The sequence below is a fragment of the Streptomyces sp. GQFP genome (assembly GCF_021545335.1).
Classification (GTDB): Bacteria; Actinomycetota; Actinomycetes; order Streptomycetales; family Streptomycetaceae; genus Streptomyces.
In genome coordinates, this window is sequence record NZ_CP089312.1 from 3,016,711 (window position 1) to 3,042,927 (window position 26,217).

Below are 26,217 nucleotides of genomic sequence, written 5' to 3' on the forward strand. Positions count from 1 at the left end.
GGCTGGGGTCACGCCGCCCGGGCGACGTCCTGGGCGGTGATGGCCCGGCGGGCCGAGGCGTCCTGAGCCTGCCGGTCGCGCTGGGCCTTCCGGAGCTGACGGTCGATACGCCGGTCGTGCGCGAGGCCGATCAGGGACGGGAGGGCGAGGGCCACGAAGACCGCGACGACGACGAGTATTCCGACGATGTTGTCCGTTGCTGTGTTCATGGACATCAGTCTCGCGCCGAATACTCCTGACCGTCAGTGGCAGGACTGCCGCACATCCTCGATTTCCTGCCAATACCGAGGCACACTGGCAGCATGCTGGAAAACGTGGCCGTCGTGCTGCTCGACGGAGTGCATCCCTTCGAACTCGGTGTCGTCTGCGAGGTCTTCGGCCTCGACCGCAGCGACGAGGGCCTGCCGGTGTACGACTTCGCGGTCGCCTCGGCCGAGGGACCGACACTGAGCACCCATGCCGGTTTCTCGGTGCAGCTGGAACACGGGCTTGAGCGGCTGGAGAGCGCCGGCCTGATCGCCGTACCGGCCGGGCAGACCTACGCCGCCCGGGAGTACCCGCCGGAGCTGCTCGACGCGCTGCGGCGGGCCGTGGAGCGCGGGGCCCGGGTGCTCAGCGTCTGCTCCGGGGTCTTCGTGCTCGCCGCCGCGGGTCTGCTGGACGGCCGGCGGTGCGCGGTGCACTGGCGGCACGCCGAGGAGCTGGCCCGGCGCTATCCGCTGGTCGAGGTCGAGCCGGACGTGCTGTACGTCGACGCGGGGCCGGTGATCACCTCCGCCGGGACGGCCGCCGGGATCGACGCCTGTCTGCACATCGTGCGTGAGGAGCACGGGCCCGAGGTCGCCAACTCCATCGCCCGCCGGATGGTCGTACCGCCCCACCGGGACGGCGGGCAGGCCCAGTACATCGAGCGGCCCCTGCCCCGGTCGCGGTGCGACACCGTGGGGTCGGTGCTGGTCTGGATGGAGCGCCATCTCGACGAGGAGGTGACCGTCGAGCAGCTCGCCGAGCGCGCCCACATGTCGCCGCGCACCTTCGCCCGCCGCTTCCAGCAGGAGACCGGCACCACGCCCTACCGCTGGATCCTGCGGCAACGCGTGCTGCTGGCCCAGCAGTTGCTGGAGGCGACGGACGAGACGATGGACGCGATCGCCTGGCGCACCGGTTTCGGCACCGCGGCGGCGCTGCGCCACCAGTTCGTACGGTCGCTGGGGACCACCCCGCAGGCGTACCGGCGTACGTTCAAGGGCCCGGAGGCCGCCTGAACGCACGCCTGTCGCCTTGCCCGGGTGCCTTCAGCGGGGTATCGCCCGCAGCAGCAGCCGGTCCGGGTGCAGGGTGATGCCCACGCGGACCGCGTCGCGTGAGCCGGGCACCCGTTCGAGGCGCCACTTCCTCGCCAGCTCAGCCGTGAGAATGGTGAGCATGGCCATCGAGAAGTGGTCGCTCGGACACTTGCGGTTGCCCACGCCGAACGGGGTCATCGCGTACTTGGGCAGGCTCCTGGTGCGTTCCGGAAGCCAGCGGTCGGGGTCGAACTCGGTGTTCCGCTCGTACGAACGCGGATCGCGCTGGATCGCGTACGGGCTGTACACGAGATCGGCACCGGCCGGAATCCGATAGCCGCCCAGCTCGGTCTCGGCCACCGCCCGCCGGGTCAATATCCATACGGGCGGCTGCAAACGCATCGTCTCGACGAGGACATTGTTCGTGTGCGTCAGCTTGCGGACGTCCGCGAATGCGACCGCGCGGTCGCCCCCGACCGATTCGGCCTCCTTGGCCACCTTGTCGGCGTGTATCGGCTGTTCGGCGAGGACCTGGAGCAGCGACATGATCGTGGAGGCGACGGTTTCGGCGCCCGGGGTGACAATGGCGACGACCTGATCGTGGATCTCCTGTTCGCCTATGGGGTCGCCATTCTCGTCCTTGGCCGACAGCAACGCCGTCAGCAAATCGTCCGGATTTTGACCGGATGCCCGGCGCTCGGCCACGATCTCGTCGACGACGAGATGCATATCGGCCAGGGCCCGGTTGAATTTGCGGTTGCCCGGCAGCGGGAGCCGGTAGAGCGGTCCCGCGGGGATCACCATGCGCCGGTACATCCCCAGGAACACCGTGGCGAGCGCGGCGCACAGCCGGTCGGCCCGCTCGTCCATGTAGTCGCCGCGCAGCAGACAGCGGGCCGCGATGCGCACGGCGACCCGGAACGACTCCGCGGTGCAGTCGACGACCTCGCCGGGCCGCAGACGCCGGGCGAACGCGTGTGCCTCCTCCTCCAGGATCGGCCCGTACTCGGGCAGGACGTCCAGCCGGAACGCGGGCTGGATGGTGCGCCGTTGGCGCCGGTGGGTGGGCCCGTTGGCGGTGGCCACGCCCTCCTTGCCGAGCAGCTCTTCCAGGGACTCCCACAGCGGGCCGCCGATGATGTAGGCCGGGTTGAGCGCGAGTTCCCCGACCAGTTCCGGCGAGGTGGCCGCGTACACCGTCTTGGGGCCGAGCTTCAGCCGTACGACGTCGCCGTGGTCGCGGAGCCGGGCGAAGTAACCGAGCGGGTCGCGGACCAGCTGCCAGCCATGGCCGAGGAGCGGGACACCGCCGCCCGCGAGGGGCGGTTCGCTCATGGGAGGAGACGCGGGCCGTACGGATTCGACGGTCATTTCTCACCTGCCGCTTCGTTGTTGACGTACGGGGGTGTGGAGCGGTCGTCCCAGTTGTCGACCATGTAGCGGCCGGACTCGTGGTGGAACCAGTAGACGGAACTGAACCAGTTCCGCATGTTGTCGAGACAGGCGTTCACGGCGCTGCTCATTTCCTTTCCCCGGGTGCTGCCGTCGTCGAGCGATTCGGCGAACCGACGTGCTTCCTGTTCCGCCGCGAGGAAATCCAGAATGGATTCCTCGACCCGTCCCCTGACTTCCGCGATGGCCTCTTCGAGAGTCAGCCCCTCATGCCGGATGAGACTGATTCCGAGATTGTGGACCTCGTCGCCCGCGATTTCCTTCGGGAGCGAGCAGAGGTCGTTGTACCAGGCGGCGAACTCTTGGCTCAGCAGCGCCGCCCGATGGAATGCGGGCTGTTTCCGCACCACCGTGGGGAGTTCACAGCTCGCGCTCGGTTCCAGGAGGTCGGTCCAGATCCAGTGCGCGAAGGTGAGCCGCCGCAGTTCGAGATATTCCTCGACTTTCGGCACGGTTCCGCTTGTACGGTTACGGAACTCTCGGTCGTACGCGTCGATCACCGCGTGAAAATGCCGCGCGAAGCGTGCGTTCCACTTCCTCCCCAGGAACGAGAACAGGCGCAGCACACTGTCCGCGAACCCCGCGACCAGCGGATCCCGGTGGTACAGATACAGCCCGGGGGCGTCCAGCGCGGCATGGAGACGGCTCCTGAGTTTCCGCCAGGCGGCGGGCCGGCCGTGCACGATGTCACGGTCGTGGCGGTCGTCCCAGACGAAGAACCAGGCACTGAAGTCCGCTATCGCCTGGAGTACGTCGTCCGGGGCGCCGAGGTAGTACCCGGCCATGAGGTCGGTATAGCAAAGGCCGTCGGCATATTCTGCGACCTTGTCCGCCGGCATGAGGCGTTTTTCCAGCAGCCACCCCCTGGTGTTCTCCTGAAGTCGGGGCCAATACGGATGCAGTTGCCGGGGAAACGCCGTCTCGATCACCGGTAAGGCCAGTGATGGTGGGATCGCTACCGCTGTTGTCGCCGGTGAGGTGCTGTGTGGGAAAGCAGGCACGAACAAACCCCTCTCAGCCGCCAGTTGGCGCAACACCCCTCCCGCTGTGCCGGGCGTGCGCCGTTGCGTATCCCCGCACTTCCCATTCAGCACCACAACTGACCGTTCTGGGAACGGATTTGCTTCCTTCACTACCCCAAGCTGCCGAGATTCGCCTCTGGTCTGACTGATTCTGGATCACTAGAAGCACACTTGAGTCCGACTTTCGATCGAACGTGCGACGGACACGCGACCGAAACACGAACGGCCCCTGGTCAGGGGCCGTTCGTGTGCGGGTGAGTGCGCGTGTGCCTCAGAGGTTGTCAGCCGTTCGCGACCACGGGGTAGCGGGGCTCGTTCTCCGCCATCTGGCGCAGGGCGTCCTTGCGCTCACGCTTGGAGAGCCGGTCGATGTACAGGTACCCGTAGAGGTGATCGGTCTCGTGCTGCAAACAGCGTGCGAAGTAGCCGGTGCCGCGCACCTTGATCGGGTTGCCCTTCTCGTCCTGCCCGGTCACCTCGGCGTAGTCGGGCCGGGCGAGCGGCGCGTACGCGGTCGGCACGGAGAGGCAGCCCTCGTTGCTGTCGTCCAGCCGGCGCCGGTCGGCGGGCAGCTCGACGAGCCTGGGGTTGCAGATGACCCCGGTGTGCCGCTGACCCTCGTCATCGGGGCAGTCGTAGATGAAGACCTTCAGATCGACACCGATCTGGTTGGCGGCCAGGCCCACGCCCTCGGCGGTGCGCTGGCTGGCGAACATGTCCGCGACCAGCTGCTCGAGCTCCGCGTCGAACTCGGTGACGTCCTGGCACTCCTTGTGCAGCACCGGGTTGCCGACGACCGTGATGGGCCGCGAGGTCCCACGCTCCCGCCAGGCGGCCTCGCGCTCCTCCCCGTCCTCGGTGTCCACGACAAATCCCTCGTCGTCCACGGGGAGCACGCCCGCGTGCTGCTGATCGGTGTCCTGCTGCGCCATGACCGACGATGCCTTCCTCAAAACAGGGGGAGAGTTGCGGATACAGGGTACGGGCAGGGGCCGCCCCGCAGGGGCGCCCCTTAGGGGCGCGGGGAACTGCGCGACAAGCCCCCACCGGGCCCGCAGCCAGCAACGGACCTAACAAACCTCTTCGAGATCCCGCCAGTCACGAGTCTCCGGGCTGTCAGCAACCCACCCGTCCAGCAGCCCCTTCACCAACGAGGCCGGGGCAGCGATGCCACATTCCCGCTCAGGCGCCCAGAACTGCCCATCCGTACGATGCCCCAACGGCCCAGGATGACCGGGCTCACTGTGATCGTGCGGATCAAGATGGTCACCGTCACCCTCATCGGACGGCATCCGCGACTCCGAGCACATCCGGCACAACAACCGAACGGACGACGACCAGTCCTCGGCGGCGAACCCCGCGTCGGACGCCAGCCTCTCCAACGCGTCCCGGTCCTCCTCGGCCGCAGCCTCCAGCAGAACCACCCACGTCGGCACCGGCGAGGGCGCCCACAGCTCGATCTCGTCGAAGACGGGGTAGGAGTGCCCGGCCGCCGTGGTCCGCTCACCGTGCGGCACCCCGTCGTGCAGCACGACCTCACCCCAGCGCCGCCCGGAGGACGGCAGCGGGATCGACAGCACCTCGATCCGGGCGGGATCCAGCCGCCGCCCCCACACGACCTCGGCCTCGCCCTCGGGCGACAGCCGTACGGCCGCACTGCCCAGGTCCATGCCGACGGGCTCACCGGCGGCCGTGACGCCCCCGGGCACCCGCAGCCCGTACGCCTGCCAGGCCCGCCGGGCCAGCGGCCAGTCCTGGAGGGCGGTGGCGGCGATGCCCACGTTCCACCAATCGGGGGCCCCGGTCTCCCGGTCGAGCAGCGCGACGGCGCGCAGACCGGCCGCCCGCGCCTGCTCCCAGTCGTGCCGGAACTTGTGCAGCAGAGCGAGGTTGAACCACGACTCGGACAGCCACGGTTCAAGATCGGCGGCACGTGTCAGCAGCGCCCCCGCGTCCTCGTACCGCCCGTCGCCGATCAGCGTGAACGCGCGGTCGGTGGCCTGCCGCCATGAGGCGGAGGGCCGGTGCCGTCCCTTGCCGAAGATCCTCACGATTCCCGCCTGCCAGTGCCGTGGAGTGGGCCGGCTTCTGCCCCCGTACAGCCTCTCCCTCGCATCCAACCACGGACCGCTGGAGGGGCGCTCATTACCCATGGGTTACCCAACCGAGGGCAGCGTAAGACCGTCCACCCCTCTCCCACCACCACCTTCAGCCGATGCGCTCGCGGACGGCGCCGCCATTTCTGGCGAGCACCCGGGCGAGTGATTCCACGACCTCGGGCTGGTAGTCCCGGCCGGTCCCCAGCCGCAGCTCTTCGAGAGCCCGCAGCGGCCCGTCCGCTCCGGCTTCCCGGACTTTCTCCTCGTATGCGTTGACGGCCCGCACGATCCGCGCGGAGACCGGCTGCTCCCGGTACGGATCGGCCTGCCGCTCCACGACCACGGCGACCGCGGCGGCCACCCCCGTCTGCCGTACGACGGCCCCGCCGAGCAGCGCGATCCGGCGCTGTTCCTCCACCGGGAGTACGGCCGTGGCCCCGGCCGGTACCGGGTCGACGAGGCTGAGCTGACCGATGTCGTGCATCAGGGCCGCGTACTCCAGCACGGTCAGCTCCGGCTCGGACAGCCCCAGCTCCCGCCCCACCGCCGTGCTCAGCACCGCGACCCGCCGGGCGTGCCCGGCCGGGGTGTACCCGGCGATCTCGGTGGCGCGGGCCAGGGAGGCGATGGTCTGCCGATAGGTGGCCCGCACTGCCGCGTACCGCCGGAAGGAGAGCTGGGTGAGGAGCAACGGCAGCGAGAAGACGGGCAGCGCCCAGAGCCCGACGACGGCGACGGCCAGCGCCATGACGACCCCGGTCGCGCACACGGCGGTCCCGATGCCCAGCGTGGCCCGCAGCTCGTCCCGCAGCAGCGGACCGAAGGGCCAGCCGGTGCGCGAGTGGGCCAGCGCGGCGGCGAGTACGGCGTCGCACAGCGCGGTGAGCCCGAGCAGCGCGACGAGCAGCAGGACGTAGGCGGGGCCGCCCCAGGCCTCGAACACGCCCTGGTTGTAGAGGGGTTGGAAGCAGACGGCGGCGAATCCGGCGGTGAGGACGCGCCGGGCGAGGTGGTCGGCGGTCGGTCCCTGCCCGTGTGCGACGTGCGGCACGCAGCCGACGAGGGTGGCCGCGAAGACGACAGCGACGACCTGGAGGGCGCCGTGGTGCGTGGCCCGCCCGGCGTCCTCCCCGAGCAGCGCGTACGACAACGCCCCGGCGGCGGCGAGCGGCGCCACCTCCCGCGACTCGGGCCCGCTCCACCGGGTCAGCTCCCCGAGGACCACGAGCAGCCCGAAGCAGAGCGCGACGGCACGCTCGTCGAGGCCGGACCAGAGGGTATGGGCGAGGGAGAGGACGGTGAGGAGACCGGCGGTGACGTGAACAAGGGTCCTCATCTCACCCCGCCCTTGCTGCCGACCTGCCCGGGAACACCGTCGGGGTGCGCGGGAGCCCGACCGGAGACAGAAGGACCGGAGACAGAAGGAGTAGGCGGATAATCACAACGGGACGGCACTGAGTCGGCTGTGACCGCCGGATGCCACCCACCCCCGCGCTCCAGCCCCCGCACCAACGCCCGGACCATCACCGGGTCGAACTGCGTCCCCGCACACCGCTCCAGCTCCGCCAGGGCCACCGGCACGGGCCGCGCCCTGCTGTACGACCGTGTCGACGTCATCGCGTCGAACGCGTCCGCGACGGCCACGACCCGCGCGAACTCCGGGATCTGGCTCCCGACGAGCCCGTACGGATATCCGCTCCCGTCCAGCCGCTCGTGATGGTGCAGGATCGCCGACCGGGCCTCCCCGAGGAAGCCGATCCCCCGGACGATCTCGTGCCCGTACTCCGGGTGCAGCTCGATCACCCGGCGCTCCTCCGGGGTGAGCGGCCCGTCCTTCCGCAGGAGCCGCGTGGGAACGCCCAGCTTGCCCACGTCGTGCAGGATTCCGGCGAACCGCAGGACTTCGACCCGCTCGTCGTCCATGCCCAGTTCCCGCGCGATCAGCATCGACGCCTGTCCGACCCGCTCGCTGTGCCCGCGCGTGTAGCCGTCCTTGATGTCGACGGCCTGCACGAGCGCCCGGATCGTCGCCTGGTGTGCCGCCCGCTCCCGGTGGTACTGGGCGAACACCCACCACGACACCCACATCGGCAGCAGCACGAGCAGCGCGGCGACGGGTCCGTACGGGCCGCGCCACAGGACGGCCATCATCAGCCCGGCGAGCCCGTGCACCCCGACCGGCACCAGGGACCGTACGAACAGTCCCCGCCAGGCCAGCCGCACCGGCACCCGTTCGGCGAGTGCCAGGATGCCTCCGTCGAGCAGGGCCAGGACCAGGCAGAACGCGACCACGGCCACCCCGGCGCCGAACAGGGCGTACGGGAACCCGGCGGAGTCGACCGCGTCAGGGCCGCCGAGCGACCAGTGCACCCGCGAGGCCGTCCAGGTGCCGATCCCGAGCTGCCCGGCCCGCCAGAGCCGGCGCGGCCACGGTGTGCGTTCGGAGCCCCGGACGAGCAGCGCGCCCGGCAGCGGCACGAGCGCGGCCGCGGCGGGCGGCAGCAGGAAGGCGCCGGCGAGCAGGACGGGCGTGTGCCACCGGGGCGGACCGGCGCCGCCGGAACCGGCAGCGCCCGGGCTCTCGTACCCGTGGCCCCCGCCGAACCGGCCGACCGCGAGCTGCTCGCACGCGGCGCACAGTGCGGCGAACAGCGCCACGGCGCCCCAGGGGGCGTGCGCGGACCGGACGGGCGCCGCGCAGAGGACGGCACCCAGGGCGACCGCGATGACGTAGACACGCGCCCACGGTGTGATCGACCGCATGGCGCTCCCTCCCCCGTGTCCCGGACCGGGGCCGGCCGGGCTGGCGTTCGGCACAAGCCTGTTCAGGCTCCGGGACATGGAGGATAGGGCGGCCGGCGGCGGCCGTACGGAGGCATTGGGCGAATCCCAGGCCTCAGGAGCCGCAGATTAGCCCGTTAGAGGGAACCGTGCGCGTCCGTGTCAGTACGCCACATCCGCGGCCAGCACCTTGGTCAACTCCTCGACCGTGGCCGGGGATTCACGCTGGAACGCGGCGATGTCCAGCCCGGCGTCGCCCATGACGGTCAGCAGGGCGCGTTCACCGACGGCCAGCACGATGACATGCCCGGCGCCGCACCGGGCGACCACCTCGCGGAGTACGCCGACGTTCGCCTGCTCGGCGATACGGCTGCTCACTCCGAGCGTGGCGGCGGCGAGCGCGGCGATCGACTCGGGGTGCGCGGAGTCCGTGTCGGCGACGACGAGAAGGCCGTCCACCGTGGACAGAACGCTCTCGGAGACTCCCATCACCCGGTCCCGCAACGAGGTCAGGATGCCGGTCAGCTGGGCGGACTGGGAGGGCTGCGGGTTTTCTTCGCTCAGGGGGCCCATGGGACGTACTCCTTGCGGTCAGTCGGGCTCCGGAAGAGCGCGCAACGCATGGCGGACCCGCCGCAGCGTCTCGACAGAGGGTTGGTCGGCGGCCAGCTCTTCGGCCGTGGGGCCCAGTAGGGCGGGGTTCGCGGGAGGCCGCACGGGAAGCGGCCTCCGTACGAGCGGAGGGGGTGTGCTCACACCCTGATCGTTCTGGGTCGCCGCGCCTTCGTCGGCGGTTTCGCCAGCTGTTCCCCCGTTGGTCTCCCCGGTTTTCGGGGTTTTCCCGGCCTCCCCGTTGCTTTCGCCGTTGCTTTCGCCGTTGGTTCCGGCAGCGATTTCGGTGTCTCGTCCGTCGTCTCGTCCGTCGTCCGCACTCACTACCCCCCTTTCTCTCCGCCCCTGGGCGTACGCCTCGGCAGCGGCTCGGTTCTCGACGGCACCGGCGGCGGGCCGGCGGCCGTCGTACGGCCGGGGGCGACACGTGGCGCGGTGCTGGGCCGGCCACCGGGTGCGGTCGGGGTCCCCCATCGGAGGAGCCCGAGCGTCTCCATGCGGATCAGGTCCAGCATCACGGCGTACAGTCCGCGCCCCAGCGCGAAGGCGATGTCCCGGGCCGTACGGCGCCCGTTGACCTGGTTCAGAACGTCCTCGTGCCGACGGGACAGCGGCCCCTCCACAACCCCTGTGCCGGGTGTGGGGCGTGCGCGGGCGAGTTCGCCCGGGGGTCCCCACAGCCGGCTGAGCAGCGCGATGCGCCGCGTGGTCTCGTCGCTCAACTGCCGTGGTTCCACGCCGGGTCGGACACGGAGGGCCGGCTCCGGGTCGCTCAGCTCCCAACTGCCCGGCGCGCCCAGCGACATGGCGAAGGCCGCGTCGAACACGGCGGCCGTGCAGATGACTTCGAGTTCGGCGGCGCCCACCAGCCTGTCGGCCACCAGACGTTCACCGAGCAGGTCGGGGTCGGGCTGTGCGGCGCACGCGGCGAGCCAGGCCTCGTCGTCGATCCGGCCGGAGGTCAGCAGGGCCGAGGTGGCGGTCGGCGCGCCCGGTGTCTCCACCGCGCCCACCAGACCGGCTCGTAGGTGAATCGTGCCACCAGGCGTGCCCGCGACCCGTACGGTGCCGCTGAACTCCTCATCGCGCAGCCCCAGGAGCAGCGCGGGCAGGTTGCGCGCGGCGGACGCGTTCATGCGCTCACCCGCGCTCTCGGGCCGGCCACACCGACGATGCCGGTCATGCCAGCACCTCGCCGGCCAGGTCGCCCATACTGCGCGAGGCGAGGGCGAGGTTGGCCCGCTCGCGGTCGAGTCCGGCCGTCAGCAGCAGCGGGTCGCCGGCCGGGCGGCCCACCGCGAGCAGGACCTGATGGCGGCGCACGCTGGTGGTGACGACGCTCTCCAGCTCGCCCTCGGCACCCGCCCGGCCCAGCCGGTCGGCGACGAGGGAGGCGAACTCGGAACTCTCCTGACCGTCGCCGGCCTCGGCGACGTCTCCCGCCACTCCGTAGGTGAGGCCGGTGACGGCGTCGACGAGGGCGACACCGGTGACGCCGGGGGAGTCGAGGAACCGGGCCAGCGAAGCCTCAACTGCCGTCGCCATTTCGCCATTCCCCCTTCACGTACGACCGTTGCACAGTACTTTGAACGACAACTTTCGTAACACACACCAAAGTTGATGTTTTACGACCCGAGAGTCGCTGGAGTTCGATCGTAGTTGCACGGACAGCGACCGGTCAGCGTCACTGAGGAATTGGGGCACCAAGAATGAACATCGAGACAGCGCTCAAGGAAGTCATGGCCGTCGACGGGGCGCTCGGAGTGGCGCTCGTCGACTACGACAGCGGGATGTCGCTCGGCACCCTCGGCGGCGGCCCGGGCCTCGACCTGGAACTGGCGGCAGCGGGCAACACCGAGGTCGTACGGTCGAAGATGCGCACGCTGGCCTCGCTGGACATGGACGACACCATCGAGGACATCCTGATCACGCTGGGCAGGCAGTACCACCTGATCCGCCCGCTGGCCAGCAGCAAGGGCGCGCTCTTCCTGTACGTCGCGCTCGACCGGTCGCGCAGCAACCTGGCGCTGGCCCGGCACAGCCTGAAGCGGATCGAGAACGGCCTGGACGTCTGAGGTCCAGGCCGGGGAAAGCGGCGATCGGCCCCGCATCGCGGGGCCGACGGCGTGTGGTGGTCAGCCCTCCGCGGCCACGTCGTGCTCGGGCACGGCCTGACCGGAGCGGATCATGTCGATCCGCCCCATGACCTTGGCCCGCAGGTCGGTCGGCACGTCGTCCTGCCCGCAGCAGCGCTTGACGAGCTTCTTCACGGCCTGTTCGAGCCCGTACTTCTCCAGACACGGAGAGCACTCCTCGAAGTGCACCTCGAACTTGGTGCAGTCCGAGTCCGGCATCTCCCGGTCGAGGAACTCGTAGAGATGATCGAGTACTTCACTGCAGTCCGTCTCGTGCGGCTCTTCTCCGCAGCTCATGAGCCCGAGCCTTTCGCTTCGTTCGACTCTCCGGCACCGGCCGGGACCAGCCCGCGGTCACGCGCGTAGTCCTCGAGCATGCCGCGCAGTTGGCGACGGCCTCGGTGCAGCCGGGACATCACCGTACCGATGGGTGTCCCCATGATGTCCGCGATCTCCTTGTACGCAAAGCCCTCTACGTCCGCGAGATACACGGCGATCCGGAATTCCTCGGGGATCGCCTGCAGCGCCGACTTGACGTCCGAGTCGGGCAGGTGGTCGAGCGCCTGCGACTCGGCGGAGCGCAGACCGGTCGACATGTGCGACTCGGCACGCGCGAGCTGCCAGTCCTCGATCTCCTCGGCGGCACTGCGCTGGGGCTCGCGCTGCTTCTTGCGGTACGAGTTGATGAACGTGTTCGTGAGGATGCGGTACAGCCACGCCTTGAGGTTGGTGCCCTCACGGAACTGGTGGAAGGACGCGTACGCCTTCGCGTACGTCTCCTGCACCAGGTCCTCGGCGTCGGCCGGGTTGCGCGTCATGCGCAGCGCGGCCGAGTACATCTGGTCGAGGAATTCGAGCGCGTCCCGCTCGAAGCGCGCGCTGCGCTCCGCGGTCGACTCACTCCTGCCCGGGCCCTCGGGCTGCTCCGCCTGGCCGTGTTCGGTCCCTGCGTCGGTCCCAGTGACCGGACCCACCTCCTCCAGTGACGTTGCGAGACCGAAACCGATCCCACTCGAATCGGAGGATAGACGAACATCGTGTCCGCCCGCCGCCCGAACAGGGGCGGTCTTCGCCGCGTGCAGGACCGTCCAGTCCAGGTCAGCGCTGCTGCGGCGATTCGGGCAGATGGTCGAACCCATGCGGCGGACTTCCTCTCGTACGAACGGTCACCACACGCTTGTGGTATCTGATCCGCACAACAGCGGTCCGCCGCCCGGCATTCCCGGCCGTCACCCGAGTGACGCGGTCCACCCCACAACCCGCCCGGTGATCACCGCCACCGCCTCCTCCTGCCCAATGGGTGCCCGTTTCGGCACGGCGAAACCATGATCGCCGTACGGCACCTCCGCCAACTCGTACTCCCCCGCCGGGAACTCGTCCGGCTTCCCGAACGGATCGTTGCCGCCCTGGACGACAAGGGTGAGCACCCCGGCCCCGAGCAGCTCGTCGGCCCGCGACTTCTCGGGCTTCCCCGGCGGGTGCAGCGGGAAGGAGAGCGCGAGCACGGCCACGGCGCCCAGTTCCCCGGCCGTACGACAGGCCACGCGGGCCCCGGCACTCCGCCCACCGGCGATCACCGGCAGCCCGGCCTTGGCGAGCGCGGGCCAGATCCCCCGCCACCCCACGTCCAGCGTCTTCGGCGCGGGCGCCACCTTCTTCCCGGCCACCCGCCAGGGCTGCTCGACTAGCGCCACGGTGACGCCGTGCGCGGGCAGCTCTCCGGCGAGCGCCTGAAGATCGCGGGCCTCGATGCCGCCCCCGGCGCCATGACTGACGGCGAGGACGAGGCGGGGCTGCGGGGCCGGGTGCCAGGTGATGCGAGCGGTGCCGGCGTCGGTCTCGACGGTCTGGATACGTGTGTTGGTTGGGCTCACGTCAGAAGAGTGTGCCCTCCTCGGGCCCCTCCAGCTCGGTCAGCAGCTCCGGTCCGTTGTTGCGGACGTTGCTGACGGCCGTGGAGACGGGGTACGCGCGCATCAGCCCGGCGGGCGGCGGCGCGAGCAGCTCACGCAGGTCGTCCACGTCCGTACGGGCCGGGTCGAGCCAGGCGTCCCAGTGGTCCGGGGTGAGCATCAGGGGCATCCGGGGGTGGATGTCGGCCAGGGCGCGCGGGCCCTCGGCGGGGCCGACAGCGAGCGGGGAGGTCTCGGCCTCGGTGGTGATCACCGAGCACGTCACCCACCAGGCCTGCGGGTGGTCGTCGGGCAGGGTCCGGTCCCGCCAGAACTCGTACAGCCCCGCCATCGCGAAGACCGACCCGTCGGCGGGCGTCACGAAGTACGGCTGCTTGCGAGGCCGCTTCTTCTTCCCCTCGACCTCCAGCTCACGCTCGCCGGCCGCGGTGACCCACTCGTAGTAGCCGTCGGCGGGCAGGATGCAGCGCCGGGTGGTGAAGGCCCGACGGTACGAGGGCTTCTCGTGGACGGTCTCGGCGCGCGCGTTGATCATCCGAGCGCCGCCTTCGGGGGTCTTGGCCCAGGACGGCACAAGCCCCCACTTCAACTTCCGCAGCTGCCGAACCGCCTTCGGATCCTCGGCGTCCTTGAGAGGACGGTCGAGTACCGCGTAGACCTCTTTGGTCGGGGCCACGTTGTAGTCGGGGGCGAGTGTCTCCTCGGGATCCCACTTGTCGATCTCAAAGACTCCTGCGAGATCCTCGGGCGCACGACTCGCTGCATACCTACCGCACATACATGTCACACTGCCAGATTCGACGCGACACTAGGGAGCCTCCGCCGACAATGGACAGCACCGCATCCACCTCGCTGGCCGGCCTCTGGGACGAGATCTTCGGCAGCCAGCCCGACCCCGACCTGTGGGTGGTGATCGCGACCCTGGTGGCCGCGCTCGCCGTGACCGTCCCGCATCCCCTGTGGCGCCTCTCGCGCAACGCCATCACCATCGCGCACGAGGGCGGCCACGGTCTGGTCGCGCTGCTGACCGGCCGTACCCTCACCGGCATACGCCTGCACTCCGACACCAGCGGCCTCACGGTCAGCCGGGGCAAGCCGCACGGCATAGGCATGATCCTGACGGCCGCCTTCGGCTACACGGCTCCCCCACTGCTCGGCCTGGGCGGAGCCGCCCTGCTGGCCGCCGGCCACATCACGGCCCTCCTGTGGCTGGCGACAGTCCTGCTCGTGGCGATGCTGGTGATGATCCGCAACGCGTACGGCGCCCTCACGGTGTTCATCTCCGGCGGCACCTTCCTGGCGGTCTCCTGGCTGACCGGCCCCCAGATCCAGGCGGCCTTCGCCTACGCGGTGGTCTGGTTCCTCCTCCTGGGCGGAGTCCGCCCGGCCTTCGAACTCCAGGCAAAACGCCGCAGGGGCGGAGCGGGCGACTCGGACGCAGACCAGCTGTCAAGGCTGACCCACGTCCCAGCAGGCTTGTGGCTCTTCCTGTTCCACGCGGTGAGCCTGTGCTCACTGATAGGCGGGGGGCGGTGGCTCCTGGAGGTGTAGGGGGCAGGTGGCTGCTGAAGGTGTGAGGCGGGGCCTGAGGGAACGCGGTGCCTGGATGATGACGCGCCCCGAAGGGGCAGCGTCTTTAGGGGCGCGGGGAACTGCGCGACCAGCCACAACGGCGCCGCACCCGAATCACCACCGACTACTAAAGTGACCCCATGGCCCCGAACCCCGCAGACACCGCCCTCTGGCCCGCCCCGCACGCGAGCGGAGCCGTCGACGCGACGGTCCACGTGCCCGGGTCCAAGTCGGTCACCAACCGCGCCCTAGTACTCGCCGCCCTCGCCTCAGAACCGGGCTGGCTGCGCCGCCCCCTCCGCTCACGCGACACCCTCCTCATGGCCGGCGCCCTCCGCACCATGGGCGTAGGCATCGAGGAGGGCGTCGGCCCCGACGGCACCGGCGAGACCTGGCGCGTACTCCCCGCAGGCCTCCACGGCCCCGCCACGGTGGACGTCGGCAACGCCGGCACCGTGATGCGCTTCCTCCCCCCGGTCGCAGCCCTCGCCGACGGCCCCATCCGCTTCGACGGCGACCCCCGCTCGTACGAACGCCCCCTCAACGGCGTCATCGACGCCCTCCGCGCCCTCGGCGCCCGCATCGACGACGACGCCCGCGGCACGCTCCCCCTCACCGTGCACGGCAGCGGCGCCCTCGACGGCGGTCCGGTGTCGATCGACGCGTCGTCGTCCTCGCAGTTCGTGAGCGCCCTGCTGCTCTCCGCCCCCCGCTTCAACCAGGGCGTCGAGGTCCGCCACACCGGCGCGACCCTGCCCTCGCTCCCCCACATCCGGATGACCGTCGACATGCTCCGCTCGGTCGGCGCCCAGGTCGACACCCCGGAGTCGGGCGGCGAACCGAACGTCTGGCGGGTCACCCCGGGCGCGCTGCTCGGCCGCGACCTGACCATCGAACCGGACCTCTCCAACGCCCAGCCCTTCCTGGCGGCGGCCCTGGTGACCGGCGGCAAGGTGACGGTCCCCGACTGGCCGGCCCGCACCACCCAGCCCGGCGACCGGCTCCGCGAGATCTTCACGGAGATGGGCGGCTCCTGCGAACTCACCGAGTACGGCCTGGAGTTCACCGGCTCCGGCGCGATCCACGGCATCGACGTGGACCTCAGCGAGGTCGGCGAGCTGACCCCGGGCATCGCGGCGGTCGCCGCCCTCGCCGACTCCCCCTCCACCCTCACCGGGGTGGCCCATCTGCGCCTCCACGAGACGGACCGCCTGGCGGCCCTGACCAAGGAGATCAACGAACTCGGCGGCGACGTCACCGAGACGGCCGACGGTCTGCACATCCGCCCGCGCCCCCTGCACGGCGGCACCTTCCACACGTACGAGGACCACCGCATGGCGACCGCCGGTGCGATCATCGGCCTGGCGGTGAAGGGCGTACAGATCGAGAACGTGGCGACGACGGCGAAGACCCTCCCGGACTTCCCCGATCTGTGGACCGGAATGCTCGGGAACTGACGGGCGGACCTGGATCATGCGCCGCTACGGCAAGAACACCGACGAGGACGACATCCGCTCCCGCCCGAACCCCAAGGGCAACCGTCCCCGTACGAACATCCGCCCGAAGCACGAGGACGCCGCCGACGGCATGGTCCTCACCGTCGACCGGGGCCGGCTGACCGTCCTGGTCGACGACCGGATCGTCATGGCGATGAAGGCCCGCGAACTGGGCCGCAAGGCCGCGGTGGTCGGCGACCACGTGTCCGTCATCGGCGACCTCTCCGGCAAGAAGGACACCCTGGCCCGCATCGTCCGCATCGGGGCGCGCACCTCCCTCCTGCGCCGCACGGCGGACGACGACGACCCCTACGAGCGCGTGGTCGTGGCCAACGCCGACCAGCTGGCCATCGTGACGGCCCTCGCGGACCCGGAACCCCGCCCCCGCCTGATCGACCGCTGCCTGGTGGCGGCGTACGCCGGCGGCCTGACGCCCCTCCTCGTCCTGACCAAGTCGGACCTCTCCCCGCCCGACAAGCTCCTGGAGCTGTACGGCGCCCTGGACATCCCGTACGTCGTCACCAGCCGCCAGGAACTGGAGAGCGGGGCGGCCGTGGCCCGCGTACGCGAACAGCTGGACGGCAAGATCACCGCGTTCGTCGGCCACTCGGGCGTAGGCAAGACGACCCTGGTCAACGCTCTCGTACCGAACGACCAGCGCCGTTCGACGGGCCACGTCAACGCGGTCACGGGCCGTGGCCGCCACACCACCACCTCCGCCCTCGCCCTCCCCCTCTCGGGCGACGCCGGCTGGGTGGTCGACACCCCGGGCGTACGTTCGTTCGGGCTGCACCACGTCGACCCGTCTCTCGTGATCCACGCCTTCCCCGACCTCGAACCGGGTACGGAGAACTGCCCGCGCGCGTGCAGTCACGACGAGCCCGACTGCGCGCTGGACGAGTGGGTCGAGAAGGGCCACGCGGACCCGGCGCGCCTCTACTCGCTACGCCGGCTCCTGTCGACCCGGGAGCGCACGGAAGGCGACTGACCTCCGCGTTGTTTGGCCGACGCGACGACCGGTAAGTGCATAATCGCACCGAGCCGAATCCGAGCGTGACGAAGCGGTCGAAGCAGTCCAAGTAGTACACGGGAGGACAAGACATGGCGTGGCTGCTGGTCGTTGTGGCGGGGCTCCTGGAAGTCGGATTCGCGGTCTGCCTCAAGTTGTCCCACGGCTTCACCCGTCTCTGGCCGACAGCGGCCTTCTGCGTCTTCGCCCTCGGCAGCTTCGGCCTGTTGACCCTCTCCCTGAAGAGACTCGACGTGGGCCCGGCCTACGCGGTGTGGACCGGCATCGGCGCGGCGGGCACCGCGATCTACGGAATGATCTTCCTGGACGACCTGGTATCCGTCCTGAAGATCGTCTCGATCAGCATGGTCATCATCGGCGTGATCGGCCTCCAGCTGTCGGGCTCGTCGCACTAAGAACCCGGCCCAGCGGGGGTCAGTTCCAGACGGCGGCGCCGACCGACCTCGGCAGCACACTCCGTACGAGATCGGCGACACCGCCCTCCCCCGGGGGCGCGGCGACACAGGACAGGGCGAGCCGGACGGCCAGTTCGCAGGTGCGGGACATCTCGACCGCCTCCGACTTGGCCGCGCCGGGGCCGGACAGCACCGTCACGGCACGGTCGCGGACGAGCGCCACGAACTCGCCGGGCGAGGGCAGCGGCCCGTCGGCCCGCCGCTGCGCGGGCACCGAGGCGGAGGACGGCACGGCGGACAGCGTCGGCGAGGGCAGCCGTTCGCTCCAGCAGCCGGTCAGCAGGGCCCGTACGAGCACACTGTCGCGGGCGGACGCCGCGGTCCACTCGGCGGCGGCAGTGAGCCGCTCCCGCGCACCGACACCCGGGTCGGCGGGCCCGGTCAGCGCCCGTTCGACACCCGCGAGGTAGGCGTCGGCCTCTCTGCGCACCAGGGCCCGGGCGAGCCCGTCCTTGCTGCCGAACTCGTTGTACAGCGTCTGCCGGGACACTCCGGCCGCCGCCGCGACGTCGACCATCCGTACCGCGGACCACGGACGGCGCGCGAGCGCCGTGTAAGCGGCGTCCAGCAGGGAATCCCGCGCTGCAGGCATCATCGGCCTCCCAGGGGCGAGCGGCTCTGCGCCCCAGGTTTGACGCGGACGGAGTCACTGTCAAGGGTTCGCGGCAGCGCCAGGGGGCGCGTATCGACATTCGCACCCCGGTCAGGGCCGGGCAGGGAGCCGGACAACTGCGGGTAACCGCACCCATGGCCCCTGTAGCCGGGCGGCAGCCGTGAAAGATACGGTTCGCCTATGCCCGACTATCACGATGACCTGCGCCTTGCCCATGTCCTCGCGGACGCCGCCGACGCCACGACGATGGGCCGGTTCAAGGCACTCGACCTCAAGGTCGAGACGAAGCCGGACATGACACCGGTCAGCGAGGCGGACAAATCCGCCGAGGAACTGATCCGGGGCCAGTTGCAGCGGGCCCGTCCACGCGACGCGATCCTCGGCGAGGAGTACGGCATCGAGGGCACCGGCCCCCGCCGCTGGGTGATCGACCCGATCGACGGCACCAAGAACTACGTCCGCGGGGTGCCCGTCTGGGCCACGCTGATCTCCCTGATGGAGGCGGCCGAGGGCGGTTTCCAGCCGGTCGTCGGCGTCGTGTCGGCCCCCGCCCTGGGCCGCCGCTGGTGGGCGGCGAAGGGCCACGGCGCCTACACCGGCCGCAGCCTCTCCTCGGCGTCCAGGCTGCGCGTCTCGGGCGTCTCCAAAATGTCGGACGCGTCGTTCGCGTACTCGTCACTCACCGGCTGGGAGGACCGCGGAGTGCTGGGCGGCTTCCTCGACCTGACCCGCGAGGTGTGGCGCACGCGCGCGTACGGCGACTTCTGGCCGTACATGATGGTCGCCGAGGGCTCGATCGACATCTGCGCGGAGCCGGAGCTGTCCCTGTGGGACATGGCAGCCAACGCGATCATCGTCACGGAGGCCGGCGGCACGTTCACCGGCCTCGACGGCCGCCCGGGCCCGCACAGCGGCGACGCGGCGGCGTCGAACGGCCACCTCCACGACGAGATGCTGGGCTACCTGAACCAGCGGTACTGACCCTCCTCTTGTTGACCGCCTCTTTAACTGCCACTCTGAAGGTCCCCCCTTGTGAACTTGTGAAAACCTGAACAAGGAAGTGAACAGGGGCGGGAACTCTCTAGGAGGTGGCTCCACCCCATGCTCGTACGTGACGCCATGAGCACCGTGGTCCTCACCATCGGCCCCGATCACACACTCCGCCAGGCCGCCGCACTGATGGCCGCGCGCCGTATCGGCGCGGCGGTGGTCCTCGACCCGGACGCTGGCGGAATCGGCATCCTGACCGAACGCGACATCCTCAACTCCGTGGGCCTGGGCCAGAGCCCGGACACGGAACGAGCCCACGCCCACACCACCAACGACGTAGTCTTCGCCGCCCCGTCCTGGACGCTGGAGGAGGCCGCACACGCGATGGCCCACGGCGGCTTCCGCCATCTCATCGTCCTGGACGGGGGAGAACCCATGGGCATCGTCTCGGTCCGCGACATCATCCGCTGCTGGGCCCCGACACGCCTGAGGGCCGGAGCCCTGTAACGGACTCCGACCCTCAGTTCAAAGTAGCGGGGACAGGATTTGAACCTGCGACCTCTGGGTTATGAGCCCAGCGAGCTACCGAGCTGCTCCACCCCGCGTCGGTAAACCCAACATTACGTCAGCCCAACCAACAAAGGCAAATCACTTACCAACGAGCCAGGCCCAGGCATTTCAGCACCGGCCCGCACCACATCCAGCCCGTCCGGCGCGCAAGGACGAGCGCGTCCAGCCCACTCTCCTCCCCGCCCACCCACCCCCACCGCACTTCAGCACCGGCCAGGGCATTTCAGCCCGTCCGGCGTTTGAGGACGAGCGCGTCCAGTGCGAAGGGGGGTCTGGGGGCGCAGCCCCCAGGAACGGGATGGGACGGACAGGGGCGGCGGGGGCGAGAAAAACCCAACGCCCGCCCCCACCCCCGCTCACCCCCGCTCAAGCGGAAAGCTCCTCCCGCAACGCATCCCGCAACCGAGCCGCCCGCTCCGCAACCTCCCCCGGCCCAAGAGAAACCGCAAGATCAGCCCACCGCTGCCCCTCCGCCAACTCCCCCCGCCGCGCATACACCAGCGCCAACCTCAACGCCGCCCGCCCATGCCCCGCCTCAGCCGCCCGAGCCCACCACACAGCCGCCTCGGGCTCACTCCCCTCCCGAGCCAACAACAGCCCCAGGTTGAACGCCCCGTTTCGAGAACCGGCCTCAGCCGCCGCCCGGTACCACCGGGCCGCCTCCACCACGTCCCCCCGAGCCGACGCCAGCATCCCCACCCGCACCTGCGCCCGCCGATGCCCCTGAGAAGCCGCCCGCTCGTACCACTCCTCGCACTCCGTCTTCTCGTGCGCGATCTCACCAAGCTCATGCGCCGGCGTCGGCGGACGCCGGGCGTCGAGCACCGCGGCCAGCCGATAGGCCGCCTCGGGGCTCCCCCCACCCGCCGCACACCGCAGATACCGCTCCGCGTCCCGCTCGTCCCCGACCCGCAGCCGCGCGGTACCGACCTGAAGCGCCGCCTCGGTGTGCCCGGCGCCCGCGGCACGCTCGTACCACCCCAGCGCGGCATCGTCCTCACCTCTCCCGGCGTACAGAATCCCGAGGTTGAAGGCGGCGTCCACGCTCCCCGCCTCGGCCGCCTTGGAGAACCACGGCTCGGCCCCCGACGTGTCCCCGCCCTGCAGCAGCAGAATGGCGAGCGCGTTGGCGGCCTCGCGGTGCCCGGCGTACGCGGCCCGCCGGTACCACTGCTCGGCCTGCGCGGTACGCGCCTGCTCGGCGCAGAGCAGACCGAGGTTGTACGCGCCGTTGACATCCCCCGCGTCCATGGCCGCGCGGTACCACCGCTCGGCGGTCTGGGTCTCACCGCGCTCGGCGTGCAGCGCGCCCAGCGCGTTGGCGGCGTTGCCGTCCCCGTCCTGGGCGGCCCGCAGCCACCACACGGCGGCGCTCTCGGTGTCCCCCGCGTCCCGCAGCAGGAACCCGAGCGCGCACGCGGCCCGGGCCTCGCCGTCCTTGGCGGACGTCAGATACCAGCGTCCGGCCTCCTTGAGTTCACCGCGCTTCTCCAGAATGGCCCCGAGATGCAGCGCGGCCCGCTGATGCCCTCGAGCGGCAGCCTGCCGATACCACTGCTCGGCCTCTCCTGCACCGCTCTCGGAACCCTCGCCCTCGGCACCCCCCGCGGCCTTCCGGTCGAGCGCCCGGGCGAGCCGATAAGCGGCCTCCCTATGCCCCCGCTCGGCGGCGACCCGCATCCACTGCTCGGTGGCCGCGTCCCCGCGGTGCTCCAGCAGATCGGCGAGCGCGTACGCGCCCAGCACATGCCCCTGCTCGGCGGACTGGCGCAGCCAGTACTCGGCGGCCGGCTCGTCGCCGCGCTCACGGTGGTGGCGGCCGAGGGCGTGCGCGGCGGGGGCGGAGCCGGCGACGGCGGCGATCCGCCACCAGCCGGCGGCGTCGTCGGCGTACCCGCGCTGGTGGAGGAGGACACCGAGGTTGTTGGCGGCGGCACGGTCACCGGCCGCGGTGGCGGCACGCAGCTGAGGCTCGGCTCCGTCGAGATCACCACGGCGCAGCAGCATGGCTCCGAGGACACTCATCGCCTCGACGTCGCCGGCTTCGGCAGCGAGCCGTTGACGTGCCTCTTCTACCGCCTCGCCGGTTTCGTCCCGGTCGGAAGGCTGCACAAATCGCCCTGTCTCCAACAGAGTTGCCTTGTCCCCCATAACGTCCATCGTCGCACCACCTGCAACCTGGGTACACCTGGTATACCGCAGTCAGTGAGGTCTCTACAGCGTTTTGTCGACATGCCCACAGAGAGACAAGTCAAACACAGTTCCCTTCAACTGCCCCAGGAAGACGCGGCCTTCACCAGGTCGGCACATGCGTTCGCACACCACGAAGGCCCGGATCCTTGGAGGATCCGGGCCTTCGCAATCAGTAGCGGGGACAGGATTTGAACCTGCGACCTCTGGGTTATGAGCCCAGCGAGCTACCGAGCTGCTCCACCCCGCGCCGTTGTGTTGCAACCGTACCACGGCGCGGGAGGGGCGGAGGCCACTGCCTCAACAGGGCCTCCGACCAGCACTAACCGCTACTTGGACTACTGCTGGGACTGCTGCTGGGACTGGCACTCGCGCCACCGGAAGAACCGCTTCCGGCACCACTCCCACTCCCTGCCTTGTCCGCGTCGGCCTGTGCCTCCTCGGCCCGCTGGAGCGCGTCCTCAAGAGCCGCCTGTGCCTTGCCGTACGCTTCCCAGTCACCCTTCTTGAGGGCCGCCTGGCCGTCGTCGAAGGCCTTTTGGGCATCGTTGAGTGCCTCTTGGACCGTCGGATCCTCGGCCGTCGGCGGTGTCGTCGTACCACCGCCGTCGTCCGGTGGCTCGGTCGTCGTGCCCTCCGCCCCGAAGACCTTGTTGAGCGCGGCGTCGAGCGTGTCCTCGAAGGCGGTCTGGCCGCCGTAGGTCACCAACACCTTGCGCAACAGCGGGTACTTGAGGCCGCTGCCTCGGACGTAGACGGGCTCCACGTAGAGCAGGCCGCCGTCGAGCGGCACCGTCAGCAGGTTGCCGTACTCGATCTCCGAGTCGCCGCCTCTCAGCAGCCTGATGGACTCGGCGATGTCCTGTTCGGAGTTGAACTGGCTCTGGACCTGTTTGGGCCCGTCGACGGTTCTGCTCGTCGGCAGCTTCAGGATTCTGATCCTGCCGTAATCACTCGTCCCCGCCTCGGCGTTGACCGACATGAAGGCACTGAGGTTGTCCCGGCCGTTCGGCGTGAACGTCGTCGTCAGGGAGAACGCCTGCGCCTGCTGGTCGGGCATCTTCATGCTCAGGTAGTACGGCGGCACCGCGTCGCCCGACTTGTTGCTCGGGTCGTCCGGCACCTGCCACACCTCGGAGCCGCTGAGGAACGTCTCGGCGTCCGCCACGTGGTAGCGGGTGAGCAGCTCGCGCTGGACCTTGAACAGGTCCTGCGGGTACCGGAGATGGGCCATCAGCGAGGCCGAGATGTCACTCTTCGGCTCGACCGTGTTCGGGAAGGCCTTCATCCAGGTCTTCAGAACCGGGTCCTTGGTGTCCCACTGGTAGAGCTTGACCTCACCGGTGTACGCGTCGACGGTCGCCTTCACCGAGTTGCGGATGTAGTTGACCTGGTTCTGCTGGGCCACCACCGCCCGCTGGTTGTTGTTGGCGGTGAGCGAGTCGGCCGTCGTGTCGCCCAGGGTGGTGCGGGAGGCGTACGGATAGCCGTTCGTCGTCGTGTACGCGTCGACGATCCACTGGATCTCACCGTCGACGACGGCCGGGTAGGCGTCACCGTCGATGGTCAGCCAGGGCGCGACCGCCTCGACGCGCTCCTTGGGCGTGCGGTTGTACAGAATCCGCGAACCCTCGCCGATGGCACCGGAGTAGAGGATCTGCGGCTCGCTGAACGCGACGGCGTACGCGGCACGGTTTATCGGGTTGGAGAGGTTGACGCCGCTCTTCCCCTTGTAGCTGGTGGTCTTCTCACCGCTGTCGTCGGAGTAGTCGATCTCCTTCTGGGGACCGCCGACGATCGAGTACTGGCTGGTCTTCTCGCCGTAGTAGATCCGCTGCTGGTACGTCCCGAGGTCACCCGTGGACGGCAGGTCGGACTCGGTGAAGACCGGGCGGCCCTCGGCGTCGGCCGTGGTGCCCTTGGCCGCGACCACACCGAAGCCGTGCGTGTAGCGGAAGTGGTCGTTGATCCAGTTGTTCTTCGGAATGCCGTTGAGGTTCAGCTCACGCAGACCGATGACCGTGTCCTGCTCCTTGCCGTCCTTGCTGTAGCGGTCGACGTCCAGGTTGGTCGGGAAGGCGTAGTAGTTACGCATCTGCTGGAGCTGCTGGAACGTCGGCGACACGATGTTCGGGTCCACGATGCGGATGCTCGCCGTCGCGTCGACGTCGTCACGCAGCTTGGTCTTGTCCTCGGTGTCGCTGCGGCCGGGGTACTCGCTGACCTTGGCGTCGTCGATGCCGTACGCCTCGCGCGTCGCCTTGAGGTTCTTGGTGACGTACGGGGCTTCCTTGGCCTGCTCGTTCGGCTGGACCTGGAACTTCTGCACGATCGCCGGGTACAGCCCGCCGATGAGGATGGCCGAGAGGACCATCAGTCCGAAGCCGATGACGGGCAGCTGCCAGGTGCGCCGCCAGAGCGTCGCGAAGAACAGCAGCGAGCAGATGATCGCGATGCAGAACAGGATCGTCTTGGCCGGCAGATAGGCGTTGGCGTCGACGTACCGCAGACCCGTCCAGTTGCCGGTCGCCTTGAAGTCGCTCGACTTCACCGCGAGGCCGTACCGGTCGAGCCAGTACGCGACCGCCTTCAGGGCGACGAAGAGGCCCAGCAGCACGGACAGATGCCCGGTCGCCGCGGACGTGGCACGGGCTCCCGGGCTGGTGATGCGCAGCCCGCCGTACAGATAGTGGGTCAGGGCCGCGGCGATCAGGGAGAGGATCGTCGTGGCGAAGCCGAAGCCCAATAGGAAGCGGTACCAGGGCAGGTCGAAGGCGTAGAAGGACACGTCCAGACCGAACTGGGGGTCCTTCTGTCCAAAGGACACTCCGTTGACCCACATCAGCCAGGTCCGCCACTGCCCGGACGCCGAAGCGCCCGCGATGAGGCCGACCAGGGCGGTGATGCCGAGCAGCAGCCACTTCTTGTACGGGGCGATGCCCATGCGGTACCGGTCGAGGCTCTGCTGCTCCATCGACATGGCGCTCAGTGGCGGACGCAGCCGGTGCGCCAGCCAGATGTTCACTCCTACCGCGGTCGCCATCAGCAGACCGAAGACGAAGAAAAGTCCGATCTTGGTCCACAACGTGGTCGTGAAGACCGACGAGTAGTTGACCGAGCGGTACCAGAGCCAGTCCGTCCAGAAACCCGCGAACATGACGAACGCCATGCCGAGTACGGCAAGGACGCCCAGCGTCATGAGCAGGGTCCGGACGCGCCGGGACGGGCGGCCCACTCTGATCCGTGGCCCCTGCGGGCCTCCGCCGCGGTCCGGCATCTGGAAAGCCAAGGTGGCACCTCAAAAGTCGCTGTCGGTCCGTCAGGCCCCCGTGATCGCGGACCATCCGTCAGGCCTCGTGATCGTAGAGGCCTCACCTATGCAACTTACTCACGCTTTACTCGGTTCCCGGTTCGGGCCATGAACGAGGCAGGATTGTGACCATGTCCAACACTCCCATGGCGGCGAACCCGCTCACCCGGGCCGTACTCGAGATCGACGAGTACGTCTCCGGCCTCGGCTGGGACCAGCCGGCCAGGCTCTTCGCCCTAGTAGACACCGCCCGGCTGAAGGTCCAGGAGCCCTCTCTCGCGGCCCAGCTCGGCCTGACCGACGAGCAGGAGGCCGCCGGTCTCACCCCGATCGAGCAGGACGAGATCCCGGCGGGCAAGCCGCTGGACGAGTTCCTCGCCACCATCGCCTGGCCGGACGCGGTGGTCGGCTGCGCGCTCACCGTCGAGCGCCTGATGCTGCCGCCGTCCGCGGAGGCGTCGGTTCCGCAGGGGCTCAGCGACAAGAAGCTGACGGCCTGGGTCGCGGCGCATCCGGACCGGCAGGAGGTCCGGATGACGGTCGCGGTCCTGCGCGACGGCACCCGGGACTCGGCGGTGCGCCTGCGCGAGAAGGACGCGGCGACGGACGTGCTCACGGGCTCGGGTCTGGTACCGGGCCTGGCGGAGGCCCTGTCGGCGACGTTCGCGGAGTAGCGAAGGAGCGAGTACGG

General features: G+C 69.9%; 26 protein-coding genes and 2 tRNA genes. 9 read left to right on the forward strand and 19 right to left on the reverse strand.

The annotated features are described in order from the left end of the window. Positions 1-8 precede the first annotated feature (8 nt). A complete protein-coding gene (locus tag LUX31_RS13065; RefSeq protein WP_235474947.1) occupies positions 9-209 on the reverse strand; it encodes a hypothetical protein in 201 nt (66 codons plus the stop codon). A 93-nt stretch (positions 210-302) separates the two neighbouring features. Here LUX31_RS13065 and LUX31_RS13070 point away from each other — a divergent pair, with 93 nt between their 5' ends. Beyond that, a complete protein-coding gene (locus LUX31_RS13070) occupies positions 303-1,265 on the forward strand; it encodes a GlxA family transcriptional regulator (protein ID WP_235474948.1) in 963 nt (320 codons plus the stop codon). A 30-nt stretch (positions 1,266-1,295) separates the two neighbouring features. Here LUX31_RS13070 and LUX31_RS13075 read toward each other — a convergent pair whose 3' ends face one another. The 9 genes from LUX31_RS13075 to LUX31_RS13115 form a co-directional block, all read right to left on the reverse strand. Continuing rightward, positions 1,296-2,657: a bifunctional albaflavenone monooxygenase/terpene synthase gene (locus LUX31_RS13075; protein WP_235474949.1), complete on the reverse strand. Its 1,362-nt coding sequence runs from the start codon at positions 2,655-2,657 to the stop codon at positions 1,296-1,298. Beyond that, the gene (gene cyc1 / locus LUX31_RS13080) at positions 2,654-3,739 is read right to left on the reverse strand and encodes an epi-isozizaene synthase (protein WP_328285727.1); all 1,086 of its coding nucleotides are present in this window, start codon (positions 3,737-3,739) and stop codon (positions 2,654-2,656) included. Before cyc1 ends, LUX31_RS13075 begins: the two co-directional genes overlap by 4 nt. Positions 3,740-4,041: 302 nt before the next feature. Further along, complete coding sequence (gene def / locus LUX31_RS13085; protein WP_235474951.1) at positions 4,042-4,692, reverse strand: peptide deformylase; 651 nt, start codon at positions 4,690-4,692, stop codon at positions 4,042-4,044. Positions 4,693-4,830: 138 nt separating this feature from the next. Continuing rightward, entirely contained in the window at positions 4,831-5,811 is a 981-nt protein-coding gene (locus LUX31_RS13090; protein WP_235474952.1) for a tetratricopeptide repeat protein, read from the reverse strand. Positions 5,812-5,968: 157 nt separating this feature from the next. Beyond that, positions 5,969-7,195, reverse strand: coding sequence for an HD-GYP domain-containing protein (locus LUX31_RS13095; protein WP_235474953.1), 1,227 nt, complete (start codon positions 7,193-7,195; stop codon positions 5,969-5,971). Further along, a complete protein-coding gene (locus tag LUX31_RS13100) occupies positions 7,192-8,622 on the reverse strand; it encodes an HD-GYP domain-containing protein (RefSeq protein ID WP_235474954.1) in 1,431 nt (476 codons plus the stop codon). The genes LUX31_RS13095 and LUX31_RS13100 overlap by 4 nt, the downstream gene beginning before the upstream one ends. Before the next feature lie 180 nt (positions 8,623-8,802). Then, positions 8,803-9,213, reverse strand: a complete 411-nt coding sequence (locus LUX31_RS13105; RefSeq protein ID WP_235474955.1) for a roadblock/LC7 domain-containing protein — start codon at positions 9,211-9,213, stop codon at positions 8,803-8,805. 362 nt (positions 9,214-9,575) lie between these two features. Then, positions 9,576-10,388 carry a hypothetical protein gene (locus LUX31_RS13110; RefSeq protein WP_235474956.1) on the reverse strand — a complete coding sequence of 271 codons (813 nt, stop codon included), beginning with the start codon at positions 10,386-10,388 and terminating at the stop codon, positions 9,576-9,578. 43 nt (positions 10,389-10,431) lie between these two features. Next, positions 10,432-10,797 carry a hypothetical protein gene (locus tag LUX31_RS13115; protein WP_235474957.1) on the reverse strand — a complete coding sequence of 122 codons (366 nt, stop codon included), beginning with the start codon at positions 10,795-10,797 and terminating at the stop codon, positions 10,432-10,434. A gap of 164 nt (positions 10,798-10,961) precedes the next feature. On the opposite strand from LUX31_RS13115, the gene LUX31_RS13120 reads away from it, so the two are divergent. After that, positions 10,962-11,327, forward strand: coding sequence for a hypothetical protein (locus LUX31_RS13120; protein WP_235474958.1), 366 nt, complete (start codon positions 10,962-10,964; stop codon positions 11,325-11,327). Positions 11,328-11,387: 60 nt separating this feature from the next. On the opposite strand, the gene rsrA is transcribed toward LUX31_RS13120, so the two are convergent. The 4 genes from rsrA to LUX31_RS13140 all read right to left on the reverse strand — a co-directional run bounded on the left by rsrA (position 11,388) and on the right by LUX31_RS13140 (position 14,078). Continuing rightward, positions 11,388-11,684 (reverse strand): mycothiol system anti-sigma-R factor, encoded by a 297-nt coding sequence (rsrA, locus tag LUX31_RS13125; RefSeq protein WP_235474959.1) that lies wholly within the window; start codon positions 11,682-11,684, stop codon positions 11,388-11,390. Next, on the reverse strand, positions 11,681-12,361 hold the full coding sequence (gene sigR / locus LUX31_RS13130) for an RNA polymerase sigma factor SigR (RefSeq protein WP_235474960.1): 681 nt from the start codon (positions 12,359-12,361) through the stop codon (positions 11,681-11,683). The genes rsrA and sigR overlap by 4 nt, the downstream gene beginning before the upstream one ends. A 255-nt stretch (positions 12,362-12,616) precedes the next feature. Further along, positions 12,617-13,261: an alpha/beta hydrolase family protein gene (locus LUX31_RS13135; protein WP_235474961.1), complete on the reverse strand. Its 645-nt coding sequence runs from the start codon at positions 13,259-13,261 to the stop codon at positions 12,617-12,619. A gap of 1 nt (position 13,262) precedes the next feature. Further along, the gene (locus LUX31_RS13140) at positions 13,263-14,078 is read right to left on the reverse strand and encodes an SOS response-associated peptidase (RefSeq protein WP_235474962.1); all 816 of its coding nucleotides are present in this window, start codon (positions 14,076-14,078) and stop codon (positions 13,263-13,265) included. 50 nt (positions 14,079-14,128) lie between these two features. Here LUX31_RS13140 and LUX31_RS13145 point away from each other — a divergent pair, with 50 nt between their 5' ends. The 4 genes from LUX31_RS13145 (at position 14,129) to LUX31_RS13160 (ending at position 17,793) form a co-directional block, all read left to right on the forward strand. Continuing rightward, positions 14,129-14,851: a M50 family metallopeptidase gene (locus tag LUX31_RS13145; RefSeq protein WP_235474963.1), complete on the forward strand. Its 723-nt coding sequence runs from the start codon at positions 14,129-14,131 to the stop codon at positions 14,849-14,851. Positions 14,852-15,012: 161 nt separating this feature from the next. After that, entirely contained in the window at positions 15,013-16,329 is a 1,317-nt protein-coding gene (gene aroA, locus LUX31_RS13150) for a 3-phosphoshikimate 1-carboxyvinyltransferase (protein ID WP_235474964.1), read from the forward strand. Positions 16,330-16,345: 16 nt separating this feature from the next. Continuing rightward, on the forward strand, positions 16,346-17,356 hold the full coding sequence (gene rsgA / locus LUX31_RS13155) for a ribosome small subunit-dependent GTPase A (RefSeq protein ID WP_235474965.1): 1,011 nt from the start codon (positions 16,346-16,348) through the stop codon (positions 17,354-17,356). 113 nt (positions 17,357-17,469) lie between these two features. Next, a complete protein-coding gene (locus LUX31_RS13160) occupies positions 17,470-17,793 on the forward strand; it encodes a DMT family transporter (RefSeq protein ID WP_235474966.1) in 324 nt (107 codons plus the stop codon). A gap of 19 nt (positions 17,794-17,812) precedes the next feature. Here LUX31_RS13160 and LUX31_RS13165 read toward each other — a convergent pair whose 3' ends face one another. After that, positions 17,813-18,445: a TetR/AcrR family transcriptional regulator gene (locus LUX31_RS13165; protein ID WP_235474967.1), complete on the reverse strand. Its 633-nt coding sequence runs from the start codon at positions 18,443-18,445 to the stop codon at positions 17,813-17,815. Positions 18,446-18,646: 201 nt separating this feature from the next. Here LUX31_RS13165 and hisN point away from each other — a divergent pair, with 201 nt between their 5' ends. Both hisN and LUX31_RS13175 read left to right on the forward strand, forming a co-directional pair. Next, positions 18,647-19,447, forward strand: a complete 801-nt coding sequence (hisN, locus tag LUX31_RS13170) for a histidinol-phosphatase (protein WP_235474968.1) — start codon at positions 18,647-18,649, stop codon at positions 19,445-19,447. A gap of 120 nt (positions 19,448-19,567) precedes the next feature. Next, positions 19,568-19,963 (forward strand): CBS domain-containing protein, encoded by a 396-nt coding sequence (locus tag LUX31_RS13175; RefSeq protein WP_235474969.1) that lies wholly within the window; start codon positions 19,568-19,570, stop codon positions 19,961-19,963. A gap of 24 nt (positions 19,964-19,987) precedes the next feature. Here the strand turns inward: LUX31_RS13175 and LUX31_RS13180 are convergent. From LUX31_RS13180 to LUX31_RS13195, 4 genes are all read right to left on the reverse strand, one after another. Then, a tRNA-Met gene (locus LUX31_RS13180) sits at positions 19,988-20,061 on the reverse strand. Positions 20,062-20,392: 331 nt separating this feature from the next. After that, entirely contained in the window at positions 20,393-22,186 is a 1,794-nt protein-coding gene (locus LUX31_RS13185) for a tetratricopeptide repeat protein (protein ID WP_235474970.1), read from the reverse strand. Between the two features lie 206 nt (positions 22,187-22,392). After that, positions 22,393-22,466 (reverse strand) — tRNA-Met (locus tag LUX31_RS13190). Positions 22,467-22,538: 72 nt separating this feature from the next. After that, on the reverse strand, positions 22,539-25,493 hold the full coding sequence (locus LUX31_RS13195; protein ID WP_235479905.1) for a UPF0182 family membrane protein: 2,955 nt from the start codon (positions 25,491-25,493) through the stop codon (positions 22,539-22,541). A 164-nt stretch (positions 25,494-25,657) separates the two neighbouring features. Between LUX31_RS13195 and LUX31_RS13200 the strand changes: the two genes are divergently transcribed. Next, the gene (locus LUX31_RS13200; RefSeq protein ID WP_235474971.1) at positions 25,658-26,200 is read left to right on the forward strand and encodes a PPA1309 family protein; all 543 of its coding nucleotides are present in this window, start codon (positions 25,658-25,660) and stop codon (positions 26,198-26,200) included. The last annotated feature ends 17 nt before the right edge of the window (positions 26,201-26,217 follow it).

Coding starts and splice junctions, on each gene's coding strand:
- LUX31_RS13160 (WP_235474966.1), top strand. CDS start 17,470: ATGGCGTGGCTGCTGGTCGTTGTGGCGGGGCTCCTGGAAGTCGGATTC.
- LUX31_RS13145 (WP_235474963.1), top strand. CDS start 14,129: ATGGACAGCACCGCATCCACCTCGCTGGCCGGCCTCTGGGACGAGATC.
- LUX31_RS13070 (WP_235474948.1), top strand. CDS start 303: ATGCTGGAAAACGTGGCCGTCGTGCTGCTCGACGGAGTGCATCCCTTC.
- LUX31_RS13140 (WP_235474962.1), bottom strand. CDS start 14,078: ATGTGCGGTAGGTATGCAGCGAGTCGTGCGCCCGAGGATCTCGCAGGA.
- LUX31_RS13175 (WP_235474969.1), top strand. CDS start 19,568: ATGCTCGTACGTGACGCCATGAGCACCGTGGTCCTCACCATCGGCCCC.
- LUX31_RS13120 (WP_235474958.1), top strand. CDS start 10,962: ATGAACATCGAGACAGCGCTCAAGGAAGTCATGGCCGTCGACGGGGCG.
- LUX31_RS13110 (WP_235474956.1), bottom strand. CDS start 10,388: ATGAACGCGTCCGCCGCGCGCAACCTGCCCGCGCTGCTCCTGGGGCTG.
- LUX31_RS13185 (WP_235474970.1), bottom strand. CDS start 22,186: ATGGACGTTATGGGGGACAAGGCAACTCTGTTGGAGACAGGGCGATTT.
- LUX31_RS13195 (WP_235479905.1), bottom strand. CDS start 25,493: ATGCCGGACCGCGGCGGAGGCCCGCAGGGGCCACGGATCAGAGTGGGC.
- LUX31_RS13165 (WP_235474967.1), bottom strand. CDS start 18,445: ATGCCTGCAGCGCGGGATTCCCTGCTGGACGCCGCTTACACGGCGCTC.
- def (WP_235474951.1), bottom strand. CDS start 4,692: ATGGCGCAGCAGGACACCGATCAGCAGCACGCGGGCGTGCTCCCCGTG.
- LUX31_RS13115 (WP_235474957.1), bottom strand. CDS start 10,797: ATGGCGACGGCAGTTGAGGCTTCGCTGGCCCGGTTCCTCGACTCCCCC.
- LUX31_RS13095 (WP_235474953.1), bottom strand. CDS start 7,195: ATGAGGACCCTTGTTCACGTCACCGCCGGTCTCCTCACCGTCCTCTCC.
- rsrA (WP_235474959.1), bottom strand. CDS start 11,684: ATGAGCTGCGGAGAAGAGCCGCACGAGACGGACTGCAGTGAAGTACTC.
- LUX31_RS13100 (WP_235474954.1), bottom strand. CDS start 8,622: ATGCGGTCGATCACACCGTGGGCGCGTGTCTACGTCATCGCGGTCGCC.
- aroA (WP_235474964.1), top strand. CDS start 15,013: ATGGCCCCGAACCCCGCAGACACCGCCCTCTGGCCCGCCCCGCACGCG.
- LUX31_RS13075 (WP_235474949.1), bottom strand. CDS start 2,657: ATGACCGTCGAATCCGTACGGCCCGCGTCTCCTCCCATGAGCGAACCG.
- rsgA (WP_235474965.1), top strand. CDS start 16,346: ATGCGCCGCTACGGCAAGAACACCGACGAGGACGACATCCGCTCCCGC.
- LUX31_RS13200 (WP_235474971.1), top strand. CDS start 25,658: ATGTCCAACACTCCCATGGCGGCGAACCCGCTCACCCGGGCCGTACTC.
- LUX31_RS13105 (WP_235474955.1), bottom strand. CDS start 9,213: ATGGGCCCCCTGAGCGAAGAAAACCCGCAGCCCTCCCAGTCCGCCCAG.
- hisN (WP_235474968.1), top strand. CDS start 18,647: ATGCCCGACTATCACGATGACCTGCGCCTTGCCCATGTCCTCGCGGAC.
- LUX31_RS13065 (WP_235474947.1), bottom strand. CDS start 209: ATGAACACAGCAACGGACAACATCGTCGGAATACTCGTCGTCGTCGCG.